This is a genomic window from Streptomyces sp. NPDC002265 (assembly GCF_040296125.1).
In the GTDB taxonomy this organism is placed as follows: Bacteria; Actinomycetota; Actinomycetes; order Streptomycetales; family Streptomycetaceae; genus Streptomyces.
The window spans coordinates 1-11,652 of record NZ_JBEOWS010000314.1 but is presented as its reverse complement, the minus strand read 5'-3'; the positions used below and the strand labels follow the sequence as shown (position 1 = coordinate 11,652).

The window sequence follows — 11,652 nt, the reverse complement described above, 5'->3', positions numbered from 1 at the left end:
CTTGTAGCCCTCGGCCACCTGGTCCAGGGGCAGTTCCAGGTCGAAGACCTTGCCCGGGTTGATGCGTCCGGACAGAACCAGGTCGATCAGGTGGGGAAGGTAGTCGCGGACGGGGGCCGGACCGCCGCGCACGCCGACGTGGGAGTAGAACAGCTGCTCGCCGTCGAGGCAGACGCCGTGCGGGACGCCGACGAATCCGACGTTGCCGCCGGGGCGGGTGGAGTTCAGGGCCTGCTGCATCGACTGCTCGTTGCCCACGCACTCCAGGACCCGGTCCGCGCCGATACCACCGGTCATCTCCTTGATGCGGGCGACGCCCTCCTCGCCGCGCTCGGCGACGATGTCGCTCGCGCCGAACTCGCGGGCCAGCTTCTGCCGGGACTCGTGCCGCGACATGGCGATGATCCGCTCCGCGCCGAGTTCCTTGGCGGCGATGATGGCGCACAGTCCGACCGCGCCGTCACCGACGACCGCGACGGTGTCGCCGGGGCCAACCTCGGCGGCCTTGGCCGCGTACCAGCCGGTGCCCATCACATCCGAGCAGGCCAGCAGGCTGGGGATGTACTTCTCGTCGGGCACCTCGGGGGTGGCGACCAGGGTGCCGTCGGCCAGCGGGATACGGATCTTCTCGGCCTGGCAGCCCTCGGCACCGACGAACTCGCGGTGCAGGCAGTTGGTCTGGTAGCCGTTGCGGCAGTTCGGGCAGGTGTTGTCGGAGGCAAAGAAGGAGCCGACGACGAACTGGCCCGGCTTGATGTTCTTCACCCCGTCGCCGACTTCCTCGACGATGCCGACGTACTCGTGCCCGAACGGGGTGGGTTGCTCGACGGGGTTGATCCCGCGGTAGTCCCACAGGTCCGACCCGCACACGCAGGTCGCCGTCGTGCGGATGACCGCATCGGTGGCATCGATGATCGTCGGGTCGTCGCGCTCCTCGAAGCGGACGTCGCCCGGGGCGTGGAGAATCGCTCCGCGCATGATGGTGCTGCCTTTCTCAGTCGGAACGAACGTGCCGGCCCCCTACACGGGAGCGGGGCCGCGACGTCAGGTAAACGGGGGCCGGTGTCAGGAGCCGACGACGGCCAGGGCCGCCTTGTACCGCTTGTCGGTGACCGGCTCCGACCAGGCACACCGCAGCCGGTCGGCCTGCCCGCGGTTCTGGAAGACGTCCCGCACCACGCGGCGCACGGTCCGCGCCGACGCGTCAGTGAACGTCACCTCGGCCTCGACGCCGTCGGCGCGCATACATCCGGCTCGGTGTGCAGGGGCCGACCCGTGCCGGCGCGAGGTGGCGCTCATCTGGCGTCACTTGCCGCTGTAGACAGGGAAGACGCTGTGCTCGCCGTAGTCCACGTCGCGCAGCCCCCGCAGGGCATCCATGTCCTCGTCGGAGATCTCGAAGTCGACCTGGGCGTTGGACCTCATATGGTCGGGGTTCGCCGTCTTGGGCAGCGACACGGTGCCAAGCTGCAGGGTGTAGCGGATGCACAGCTGGGGGACGGACACGCCGTACTTCTGTGCCATCGCCTGGACCTCGGCGTTCTTCAGGATCGCGCCGTGGGCGATCGGCGAGTACGCCTCGACGAGGATCTGCTTGCTCTCGCAGTAGGCCAGCAGCTCAGAGGGGGTGTTGCCCGCGTGCACGAGCAGCTGGTTCACGTGCGGGACGACGGTCGCGCCCTGCAGGATGTTCTCCAGGTCGTGCTGCTGGAAGTTGGAGACGCCGATGGAGCGGAACTTGCCGGCCCGGTGGGCGTCCTCCAGGGCCCGCCATGCCTCCCGGTTGCCCTGGGCGTAGTCACCGCCGCGGAAGTCGGCCCACGGCTGCGGGCTGTGAATCAGCATCAGGTCGGCGTAATCCAGGCCCAGCTTCTCAAGAGAGCCGTCCATCGCGGCCAGCGCCTGGTCGTAGTCCTTGATCTCCGCAGCGAGCTTGGTCGAGACGAACAGCTCCTCGCGGGGCACCCCCGAAGTGCGCACCCCCTCGCCGACACCGCGCTCGTTGCCGTACGCCTGGGCGGTGTCGATGTTCCGGTAGCCGATCTCCACGGCCGCGCGGACCGCGTCGGCCGCCTTGCCGTCGTCGATGAACCAGGTGCCGAGCCCCAGCTTGGGAATCTCGACGCCGCCTGCCAGCGTGTAGGTCTCGTCCAGAATGGTCATGCGTTCGCTCCGTTCTTCGGCAGCTGCCCGTACACCTCGTCGGTGACCGGCTCGAGCCACTCGTTGCTGACGTCCTCGCCCGGCGTGATGAAGGCGACGTGGGAGAACCAGGAGTCGGCCTTCGCGCCGTGCCAGTGCTTCGTGCCCGCCGGAACGCGGACCACAGTCCCGGGTTCCATGCTGACGGGATCTGCACCCTCGGCCTGGTACCAGCCGCTGCCCGCCGTGCACATCAGAATCTGGTCACCGCCGCCGCCCGTGCCGTGGTGGATGTGCCAGTTGTTGCGGCAGCCCGGCTCGAAGGAGACATTGCTGACGGGCACGCTCCCCGGGGCGAGCGGAGCCAGATAGCTCTGGCCGATGAAGTACTGCGCGAAGGTGTCGTTCTTCTCGCCCAGGGGGAAAATCTGATCAAATTTGTTGTCAGCCATCTTGTTCTTTCCCTTGATCCGATCCGCCCCGCTGACCGTGCGGGGCATCGTTGCGCTGCATGCCCCGTGATCAGGCGGAACGCTCGTCCGCGATCTTCTTCAGCTGGTTGATCGCGGTCATGGCGTTGGGCCATCCGGCGTAGAAGGCCAGGTGCGTGATCGCCTCGGACAGCTCCTCCACCGTGAGTCCGTTGTCCAGCGCTACGCCCAGGTGGTAGGGCAGCTGCTCGCTGCGGTACAGGGCGGCCAGCACGCTGACCGTGACCAGGCTGCGGTCCCGCGGAGCGAGCCCCGGGCGCTCCCACACATCCGCGAACAGCACGTCATTGGTGACCTCGACCAGCTTCGGTGCGATGCCGGCCAGCTCCTGGGGCGCGGACTGCTTTGCCATGAAAGACGACTCCTTGCTCGAAAAACTGCTCGCCGACCACACGACTCACTGTGAGGCGTAGGCGAAGATCTGGCAGCCGCCGAACCGTGTACCCGGACCACCTGCCCGGAGCGGACGCGACGTGCTGCTATCGAGGAAACTGCAGCTCACAGAGGTGGAGAAGGGTCTGCCGTTACAGGTACTGACAGGACCCCCCACACAGGCAGCAACCGCCCTAGCCTGAAGGTGTGAGTACCGAGAGTGATATCCGCGAGTTCCTGACCTCCCGCCGCGCCAAGATCACACCGCAGCAGGCGGGCCTGCCCGCCTTCGGCGGCAACCGGCGCGTGCCCGGTCTGCGACGCGAGGAGGTCGCCCTGCTCGCCGGCGTCAGCATCGACTACTACGTCCGCCTGGAACGCGGCCACATCGCCGGTGCCTCCGAGGAAGTCCTCGACGCCCTCGCGAACGCCCTTCAGCTCGACGACGCCGAACGCGCTCACCTCTTCGATCTGGCCCGCACGGCCGCCAAACGGCCGGCCCACCGCGCCCGCCGCCCCCGCGGGCCGCTGCCCGACAGTGTCCTGCGGGTCCTGCGCTCGATGACCGACTCACCGGCCTTCATCCGCAACGGCCGACTGGACATCCTCGCCGCCAACGTCCTCGGCCGCGCTCTGTACGCGCCCCTGTTCCCGAACGCGGAGGCGCAGACGACCAACATCGCCCGCTCACAGTTCCTGCTGCCAGGAGGTCGCGACTTCTTCCCGCACTGGGAGGAGTCCGTGAACACCACCGTCGCCCTGCTGCGCACAGAGGCCGGGCGCGCCCCTCACGACACCGAGCTGACCGGCCTGATCGGCGAACTCGTCACCCGCAGCGAAGAGTTCCGCACCGCCTGGGCCAAGCACAACGTCCGCCTCCACCACACCGGCCGCAAGTCGTTCTGCCACCCCGCCGTCGGAGTCATCACCCTCGACTTCGACGCCATGGAACTCCCCGCCCAGCCAGGGCTCACCCTCACCGCCTACAGCGCCGCCCCCGGCACACCCGACCACGACCTCCTGCAACTCCTGGCCACCTGGGCCGCCACCCAAGCCGACCAGCCCACCGGGAACGCTGCCTCCCGCAAAACGCAGGACCGCTAGTGACCGCACAGGTTCACCGGCATGCCGGGTGGTCAGTCCTGAGGGCCTGGTCGCCTGCTGCTGTGTGTGGATAATGCCTCCCGTGACTTCAGACATAGCCCGCCCGAGATGGTGGTACGCGCTCCGAGGCTTCGCTGTCTTCTTCGTGGCCGGCGGGCTCGGCTCCTTCCTCTACGTGGTGACGACCCATCGTCCGGACGGGATGCCATGGGGCGGGCTGCTGTTCGGGGCGATCGTGTGCGCGACGCTCAGCGCCCTGTTCCCAGGGCGGCGGCGACGCTGACTCTCCTTCTGCGCTCGAACGAAGCCGTCAAGCTGCGGCGGGAAGTAGGCGTCCTCCCCCAGCGGATGCCCTTCTCGCTTCGAAGAGCCTGCCACTCTGCCTGATCGGCGACTCCGGCACCGGCAAGCCGCACCTGCTGATCGCGCTCGGCACCGAGGCCGCGATGGCCGGCTTCCGGGTCAAGTAGGTGCTGGCCACTTAAGCTCGTCAACGAGCTCGTCGAGGCCGCCGACGAGAAGCAGCTCGGCCAAGACGATCGCCCGCTACGGCCGCGTCGGCCTGCTCTGCATCGACGAACTCGGCTGCGTGGAACTCGACCGCCGCGGCGCCGAATTGCTGTTCCAGGTCCTGACCGAGCGCGAGGAGAAGAACAGCGTCGCCATCGCCTCCAACGAGCGCTTAGGTGGCTGGACCAAGACCTTCACCGACCCCCGCCTCTGCGCGGCCATCGTCGACCGCCTCACCTTCGGCGGCAACATCATCGAGACCGGCACTGACTCCTACCGACTCGCCACCACCCGCGCCCGGCAGGAACAGACGGCAAGCTGGCCACCGCCCTGGAGCTCCAGGAATCACCTTCGGGGCTCATCTTCACTCGACCTCTGCGGGGGTTTCCTGGTCCCCCATCAGACGAACCATGCATTCCAGTGCGGCTGCCGGCTCAGTGGTCTCAAGCACCGCATGATCCGGTCCCCACGGATGCGTCATCACGACAAAGCCCCTGGTCGACGCAGCGATCGCCGGGAACGGCTCTACGGAGTAGTCACGGAAGTCGCCCGTCGCAGACACATGCACCTCGTTCATGCTGGTCCACACGAACAGCTGTCGCAGCACCGGCTCCTCCGCCGCCAGCTGCAGCACGGCCCACACTCCAGGACTGACCCAGTCCCCAGGCTGATGCGGCGGTCTCCAGGTCTCCAACGCCCCCCGCCACGTCCTATCGCACTCGCTGTGCTTACCTGAGATCGCCATGCCCCGACCATCGAGCCGAACCTTGCCCACTGTCAACGCCGGGCACTGCGGGAGATCAGCGACATACGCGACTGCTCTCGGCTCTCACCGAGATTCGACCCGCGATCAACGGCCCGATGCTGCCGGAACTCACGGACCTGCTGCGCGTCCTGCCCGCGCTCACGCTGGCAGTTCGGGAGGGCGAGGCTGCGTCGGATTTGGATGCTGCCGTTGACAGCCTGTCAGGGGTCCCCGGTTGCGGCGATGGCTCCCGCCTTCAGCGCCTCAGGACGCTGCGCTGATCTGGCTGAGTAGCACGGATCACGGTGGCGGCATCCGCGTGGTCGCCGGCGTGGCCCGGGACGGGTGGAGGCCTCCGATCACTCGGGGGCCTCCACTCCGGCAGTGGCTGGGTTGCGGCGTTGTGGTCGTTCAGTTGTCCAGGCGGCGCTTGCTGAGCCAGGTGACCATCTCGGGGTCGTGGTGGTCGAAGAACAGGGTCGTGCCGGTGTCGAGGGCTGTGATCCGGTCCATCTGGTCGTCGGTGAGCTTGAAGTCGAAGACGTCGATGTTCTGGGCCATGCGGTCGGGGTTGACCGACTTGGGAATGGTGACGATGTTGCGCTGGATGAGCCAGCGCAGCACGACCTGTGCCACGGACTTGTTGTGCGCGGTGCCGATCTCGCTGAGGACGGGGTGGGTGAACAGGTCGTTCTTGCCTTCGGCGAAGCCGCCCCAGGACTGGTGCTGGACGCCGTGCTCGCGCATGAGGTCGTGGTCGGCGGTGCGCTGGAAGAACGGGTGGGTCTCGATCTGGTTGACCTGCGGGGTGATCTCGTTGTTGAAGATCAGGTCCAGGAGTCGGTCGGGGTAGAAGTTGGCGACGCCGATCGCCTTGGCCAGGCCCTCGCGATTGGCGGCTTCCATGGCGCGCCACTGGCCGTAGACGTCGCCGAAGGGCTGGTGCATCAGGTACAGGTCGATGTGGTCCAGGCCCAGCTTGGTCAGCGACATCTCCAGCGCCCGGCGGGTGTTGTCCTGCGCGGGGGCGTCCTGGACCCACAGCTTGGTGGTGACGAACAGGTCCTGGCGGGGAATGCCGCTGGACTTGATGGCGCGGCCGACGGCTGCTTCGTTGCCGTAGGCGGCTGCGGTGTCCAGCAGGCGGTAGCCGGCGGCGAGGGCGTCGGAGACGGCCTGCTCGGTGCTCTCCGGGGCGATCTGGTAGACGCCGAAGCCGAGGATCGGCATCTGGACGCCGTTGTTCAAGGTGACGTGCTGCACGGGTTCTCCCGATGTTCTGCGGGTGCGATGAGGGGCACAGGCGCTTGCGAGGAGGACCGGTCAGCGCTCCATCATGCGCATCTGGGCCTCGTTGTGGGTGTCGCCGGCCGCGGGCGGCAGGTCGGTGAGTTCGGCGAGCTGGTCGTCGGTGAGGTGGACCGCGTCGGCGGCGACGTTCTCTTCGATCCGGGCCACGCGCTTGGTGCCGGGGATGGGGGCGATGTCGTCGCCCTGGGCCAGCAGCCAGGCCAGCGCGACCTGTGCCGGGGTGGCGCCGACCTGGGTTGCGATGGCCGCGACCTGGTCGGCCAGGCGGAGGTTGTGCGCGAAGTTCTCTTCGGAGAAACGCGGGTTGCTGGCGCGGAAGTCGGTGGGGTCGAACTGGTCGGTGGAGCGGATCGCGCCGGTCAGGAAGCCGCGTCCGAGGGGAGAGAAGGGCACGAAGCCGATGTTGAGTTCGCGCAGCACCGGCAGCACCCGCGCTTCGGGATCCCGGGTGAACAGCGAGTACTCGCACTGCACCGCGGTGATGGGGTGGACGGCGTGGGCACGGCGGATGGTGTCGGGTCCGGCCTCGGACAGGCCGATGTGCCGGATCTTGCCCTGGGTGACCAGCTCGGCCAGGGCGCCGACGGTCTCCTCGATCGGCGTGTCAGGATCGACGCGGTGCTGGTAGTACAGGTCGATGTGGTCGGTGCCCAGGCGGGAGAGAGAACCCTCGACGGCGGTGCGGATGTTGGCCGGGCTGCTGTCCACGCTCCTCTGTGCGCCGCTCGCGTGGGAGACGAGGCCGAACTTGGTGGCCAGGACGACCTGGTCGCGGCGGCCCTTCAACGCGCGGCCGACGAGTTCCTCGTTGGTGTAGGGGCCGTAGATCTCGGCGGTGTCGATGAACGTGACGCCCAGGTTCAGGGCCCGGTGGATGGTGCGGATGGACTCCGCGTCGTCGGTTCCGGCGCCGGTGTAGCCCTGGGACATGCCCATCGCCCCGAGCCCGATCCGGGAGACTTCAAGGCCACGCAGTGTGATGTGCTTCATGAGGATTCCATCCGTTGGTTTACTGGGTTTTGCTGGTGCGGTCGGCAGCACTGTCAGGCTCGGCTGTCCGCGGGTCGGCTCGCCGGAGTCGGGCCGTGCAGCGGTCAGGGCCGGACGATGACCTTCAGGGCCTCGCGGTCGTTCATCAGCCGGTAGCCCTCGGCAACGTGCTCCAGGGGGACGGTGCGGTCGAAGACCCGGCCGGGGTGGATCTCACCGCTGAGGATGTGCGGCATGAGTTCCTCGATGTAGGCGCGGGCGGGCGCCACCCCGCCAGTGAGGGTCAGGTTCCGCAGAAACTCCGGGAACCCGAAGGGCACCGCTGGGTACTGCGGTGCACCGACGCGGCTGATCACGCCGCCGTCGCGGGCCACACCGGCGGCCTGGACGAGGGCATCCTCCAGCCCCACGCACTCCAGGACCCGCTCGGCGCCGCGGCCGGAGGTCAGGTCGCGGACCGCGGCCACGCCTTCCTCGCCGCGCGCGGCGACAATGTCGGTGGCGCCGAAGTCGCGTCCCAGGTCGGTGCGCGCGGTGTGTCGGCCCATGAGGATGATCCGCTCGGCGCCCAGGAGCTTCGCGGAGATCACCGCGGACAGGCCGACGGCGCCGTCGCCGATGACGGCGACGGTCTCACCGGTCTGGACCCCGGCGGTGCGGGCGGCGTGGTAGCCGGTGCACAGCACGTCGGACAGGGTGAGCAGGTCGGGCAGCAGGTCGCAGTCCTCGCCGACGGGCAGCGGGACGAGGGTGCCGTCGGCGTAGGGGACGCGGGTGGCCTGGCCCTGTCCACCGTCGACGCCGTTCACGCCCCACTGGCCGCCGTGCGGGCAGGAGGTGTGAAGGCCGCTGCGGCAGTATTCGCAGGTGCCGTCCGCGTAGGTGAAGGGGGCGACGACCAGGGCGCCGGGCTTGACGCCGGTGACCTGGGGGCCGACCTCCTCGACGACGCCGATGAACTCGTGGCCCATCTGGCGCGGGTGGTCGGTGAGCGGCTGCGACTTGTAGGGCCACAGGTCGCTGCCGCAGATGCAGCCCATCACGATCCGTACGACGGCGTCGGTCGGCTGCTGGATCTTCGGGTCGGTGACGTCCTCGACACGGATGTCGCCGGCCTGGTGGAGACGGGTTGCGCGCACGGTAGTGCCCTTTCTGCTGTACGGGTCCTGGTCGGGAAGGTGGAGGCGTGGGCTGTTGCGGCCCCTACTCTTCGGTGATCGCCTTCAGGCGGGTCATCGCGGACATGGCGCTGGGCCATCCGGCGTAGAACGCCAGATGTGTGAGCGCCGCCACCAGCTCCTCCTTGCTCAGGCCGTTGGACAGGGCCGGCCGCAGATGCGAGTCGAGCTGTTCGGGACGGTAGAGCGTGACCAGCGCCGCGACGGTCACAAGGCCGCAATCTCGCTGCGATAGCCCCTGATCGGCCCATACCGGGCCGCAGAGCACGTCGTCGGTCAGCCGAACCAGCTCCGGCGCGGCGTCGCCGAGGATCTGCTGAGCTCGGTTCTGTTCCTGGTCCGGCATGAGTGCCTGCTCTCGTTCCGGGATGTGCTGATCGAGGGGAGGGCGGATGTCCGCTTCCTCCACCGTTGCCGATCCGCCGCCCGCCCGGCAGGGCGGGTCTTTCCCGGGAGTCCCAGAGGGGGTGTGGCAGGGCGCCCCTCGGCCGAAGCACATCGATGACCTGCGGGTCACACTGGAAGGCATGGCGGAACAGCGGCACAACGACACCGGCGGAACCGAGCTGGGACGCTTCCTGCGCGCCCGGCGCACCCAGGTGACCCCGGCCGAGGTCGGCCTCACCCCCGGCGCCGGAGTGCGCCGCACCCCGGGGCTGCGCCGTGAGGAGGTCGCAGCGCTGGCCGGAGTGAGCATCGACTACTACACCCGCCTGGAACGCGGCAAGGAGACCCGCCCCAGCCTGTCCGTGGTCGACGCCCTGGGCCGCGCCCTGAAACTCGACACCGACGAGCTGGACCACTTGCAGGACCTGGTGATCCGCGCCGCCCGGCACGCCCCCGAACCGCCACCTGCCCCCAGCCGCACTGTGAGCCCCCAGACCAAGGTGCTGCTGGAGAGCCTGCGCCCCAACCCGGCGTACATCACCAGCCGCACCCTGGACCTCCTCGCGCACAACCCCGGCGCGCTCGCCCTGTACGCCGGCATCGAGGACTGGCCCGCGAAGCAGCGCAACCTCGCCCGCTTCATGTTCCTCCACCCCGCAGCCCGCGATCTCTACGCGGACTGGGATGCGCAGCTCGCCGGCTGCGTCGCCCGCCTGCGCGCCCTGGCCGGCACCGACCCCGACGCACCCGACCTCGCCAACCTCATCGGTGAACTCCTGCTGAAGAGCGCCGACTTCGCGAAGCTGTGGGACCGCTATCAGGTCACCCGCAGCTTGCACACCCGCAAGCCCAAGACCTTCCACCACCCCCAGGTCGGCGACATCACCCTCCACTTCCAGGGCATGCAGCTCGAAGGCACCCCCGGCCACCGACTGGGCATCTATGTCACCACCCCCGGCACGCCCGAACACGATGCCGTCACCCTCCTCGACTTGAGCGGACCGCAGCCCGCGCCGCGACCGGTGCAGGCAACGTCAGGGCAGCCCAACAAGTAGCCTCCCAGGATGCCTCTGCGCCAGTACGTCTACTTCGCTCTCTCCAGTGAGAGCATCACCGCCCGTGAGATGACCGCGTTCCTGGGCATCGAGCCGGACGAGACGACCGTGCGTGGAAGTCGCCGCACCGCGCCGGTCGCAATTCCAGTCAGCCACCGTTGGAAGATCGCATGTCGGGACGGCGGCCTTCGAGTCGACGAGCAGATCAGCATGGTGACCGACCGGCTGCGGCCGCATGCAAGGCGTATTGCCGAGCTTGCGGAACAGCTGGCGACGCAAGACCCCTCACACGGCCCCGCGGTGCTGCAGATCGTCCGCTACTTCAACGACTCCGACGAAGCCGACCCACCCCAACTGCCGAACTCTCTCGATCACCCCAATCTCTTCGGCTGGCACCTGGACCGCGACGTGCTCGACTTCCTCGCAGCCACCGGAGCGGTCCTGGATGTCGACGAGTACGACATGACCCCGGCCGCAGCCGAAGACTGAACTGCCCCCTCGGATCGACATGACCGCCCAGTCGAACCGGGGCCAGCGCAGACCGGAAAAGCGCGGCCACTTCAGACCGTTAACGCCACTCCCTACCTGCACGAGCGCACCGCCGGCCGCAACGACAGCCTCGCCCGCGCGTCCTGGGCCAACCCGATCGAGGCCCACTTCGGGCCGCTGCGGCAGTTCACCATCGCCAACTCCCACCACCCGAACCACCTGGTGCAGACTCAGGCGCTGCACGCCTACCTGCGCTGGCGCTACAAGAACGCCAGACATCCCGACGTGCTGGCCGCCCAACGCAGGGAGCTGGCCCGGATCCGCGGCGAGAAGGACGTCCGCTGGGGCGGACGGCCGGCGAAGGCAGCGTGACCTGGCGAACAGCACCAGCAACACTGACACCATGACCGTTGATCGTGAGGCGCTTCATGCCAGCTGGCACCGGACCCGCGGCCACCTCGACGACGCCCGAGCCCACCTGGCGGGCCAGCCGGACACCGATCTCGCAGCCACGCTTGAGTTCTTGGAGCACAACGAGCTGGGGCTCGCCTTCGACTGCCTGGTCGACGTCGGTGACGACCTCGACCTACCGCTCGCCTTCTGGCAGCACCTGGACCGAGCAGCCCGTGAGATGCGGCTCTACAGCGACGCGCTGCACAAGCCTCACCTCACAGCTGCCGACCTCTGCCGCCGCCACCTCGCCGCCGCCTCCGAGGGCGAATGACCCACCAACCTGGCGAACCTTCCTGGTCAGAGCACCACACAGCGAGGGGCGTAACGGGTCAGCTGACGGCGATCCGGCGGGACCGGCCGCAGCACTCCGTGTACGAACTGCGGCACTCCGGCCGTCCGCCACCTGAGAGTGCGTCCGTCTCCTG

Annotated in this window: 15 protein-coding genes and 2 pseudogenes; 7 read left to right on the top strand and 10 right to left on the bottom strand. The window is 68.5% G+C overall.

All coding sequences use genetic code 11. From position 1 onward, the window contains the following. The 5 genes from ABT085_RS36615 to ABT085_RS36595 form a co-directional block, all read right to left on the bottom strand. On the bottom strand, positions 1-978 hold a 978-nt coding region (locus tag ABT085_RS36615; protein ID WP_351618219.1), incomplete at its 3' end, for a zinc-dependent alcohol dehydrogenase family protein. Between the two features lie 87 nt (positions 979-1,065). Beyond that, positions 1,066-1,245 carry a hypothetical protein gene (locus tag ABT085_RS36610; protein ID WP_351618217.1) on the bottom strand — a complete coding sequence of 60 codons (180 nt, stop codon included), beginning with the start codon at positions 1,243-1,245 and terminating at the stop codon, positions 1,066-1,068. A gap of 60 nt (positions 1,246-1,305) precedes the next feature. Next, positions 1,306-2,163: an aldo/keto reductase gene (locus ABT085_RS36605; protein WP_351618214.1), complete on the bottom strand. Its 858-nt coding sequence runs from the start codon at positions 2,161-2,163 to the stop codon at positions 1,306-1,308. After that, complete coding sequence (locus tag ABT085_RS36600) at positions 2,160-2,594, bottom strand: cupin domain-containing protein (RefSeq protein WP_351618225.1); 435 nt, start codon at positions 2,592-2,594, stop codon at positions 2,160-2,162. The genes ABT085_RS36605 and ABT085_RS36600 overlap by 4 nt, the downstream gene beginning before the upstream one ends. A 70-nt stretch (positions 2,595-2,664) precedes the next feature. Continuing rightward, on the bottom strand, positions 2,665-2,985 hold the full coding sequence (locus ABT085_RS36595) for a carboxymuconolactone decarboxylase family protein (RefSeq protein WP_351618213.1): 321 nt from the start codon (positions 2,983-2,985) through the stop codon (positions 2,665-2,667). Positions 2,986-3,212: 227 nt separating this feature from the next. Here ABT085_RS36595 and ABT085_RS36590 point away from each other — a divergent pair, with 227 nt between their 5' ends. From ABT085_RS36590 to ABT085_RS36580, 3 genes and pseudogenes are all read left to right on the top strand, one after another. After that, a complete protein-coding gene (locus ABT085_RS36590) occupies positions 3,213-4,109 on the top strand; it encodes a helix-turn-helix transcriptional regulator (RefSeq protein ID WP_351618210.1) in 897 nt (298 codons plus the stop codon). An 82-nt stretch (positions 4,110-4,191) separates the two neighbouring features. Continuing rightward, on the top strand, positions 4,192-4,392 hold the full coding sequence (locus ABT085_RS36585) for a hypothetical protein (protein ID WP_351618208.1): 201 nt from the start codon (positions 4,192-4,194) through the stop codon (positions 4,390-4,392). 82 nt (positions 4,393-4,474) lie between these two features. Then, a pseudogene (locus ABT085_RS36580) lies at positions 4,475-4,938 on the top strand (ATP-binding protein); the annotation flags it as partial. 45 nt (positions 4,939-4,983) lie between these two features. On the opposite strand, the gene ABT085_RS36575 reads toward ABT085_RS36580, so the two are convergent. The 5 genes from ABT085_RS36575 to ABT085_RS36555 form a co-directional block, all read right to left on the bottom strand. Then, complete coding sequence (locus tag ABT085_RS36575) at positions 4,984-5,364, bottom strand: DUF6193 family natural product biosynthesis protein (RefSeq protein ID WP_351618206.1); 381 nt, start codon at positions 5,362-5,364, stop codon at positions 4,984-4,986. A 411-nt stretch (positions 5,365-5,775) separates the two neighbouring features. Next, a complete protein-coding gene (locus tag ABT085_RS36570; RefSeq protein WP_351618203.1) occupies positions 5,776-6,627 on the bottom strand; it encodes an aldo/keto reductase in 852 nt (283 codons plus the stop codon). A gap of 60 nt (positions 6,628-6,687) precedes the next feature. Next, positions 6,688-7,665, bottom strand: coding sequence for an aldo/keto reductase (locus ABT085_RS36565; RefSeq protein ID WP_351618200.1), 978 nt, complete (start codon positions 7,663-7,665; stop codon positions 6,688-6,690). Between the two features lie 104 nt (positions 7,666-7,769). Further along, a complete protein-coding gene (locus tag ABT085_RS36560) occupies positions 7,770-8,804 on the bottom strand; it encodes an alcohol dehydrogenase catalytic domain-containing protein (RefSeq protein ID WP_351618198.1) in 1,035 nt (344 codons plus the stop codon). A 64-nt stretch (positions 8,805-8,868) separates the two neighbouring features. Continuing rightward, positions 8,869-9,189 carry a carboxymuconolactone decarboxylase family protein gene (locus ABT085_RS36555; RefSeq protein WP_351618222.1) on the bottom strand — a complete coding sequence of 107 codons (321 nt, stop codon included), beginning with the start codon at positions 9,187-9,189 and terminating at the stop codon, positions 8,869-8,871. A gap of 181 nt (positions 9,190-9,370) precedes the next feature. On the opposite strand from ABT085_RS36555, the gene ABT085_RS36550 reads away from it, so the two are divergent. The 4 genes and pseudogenes from ABT085_RS36550 to ABT085_RS36535 all read left to right on the top strand — a co-directional run bounded on the left by ABT085_RS36550 (position 9,371) and on the right by ABT085_RS36535 (position 11,498). Continuing rightward, positions 9,371-10,285 (top strand): helix-turn-helix transcriptional regulator, encoded by a 915-nt coding sequence (locus ABT085_RS36550; protein WP_351618195.1) that lies wholly within the window; start codon positions 9,371-9,373, stop codon positions 10,283-10,285. Between the two features lie 9 nt (positions 10,286-10,294). Then, positions 10,295-10,774: a DUF4279 domain-containing protein gene (locus ABT085_RS36545; RefSeq protein WP_351618193.1), complete on the top strand. Its 480-nt coding sequence runs from the start codon at positions 10,295-10,297 to the stop codon at positions 10,772-10,774. A gap of 138 nt (positions 10,775-10,912) precedes the next feature. Further along, positions 10,913-11,146: pseudogene (locus ABT085_RS36540) on the top strand (IS630 family transposase); the annotation flags it as partial. 31 nt (positions 11,147-11,177) lie between these two features. Continuing rightward, positions 11,178-11,498 (top strand): MafI family immunity protein, encoded by a 321-nt coding sequence (locus ABT085_RS36535; protein ID WP_351618191.1) that lies wholly within the window; start codon positions 11,178-11,180, stop codon positions 11,496-11,498. Positions 11,499-11,652 lie beyond the last annotated feature (154 nt).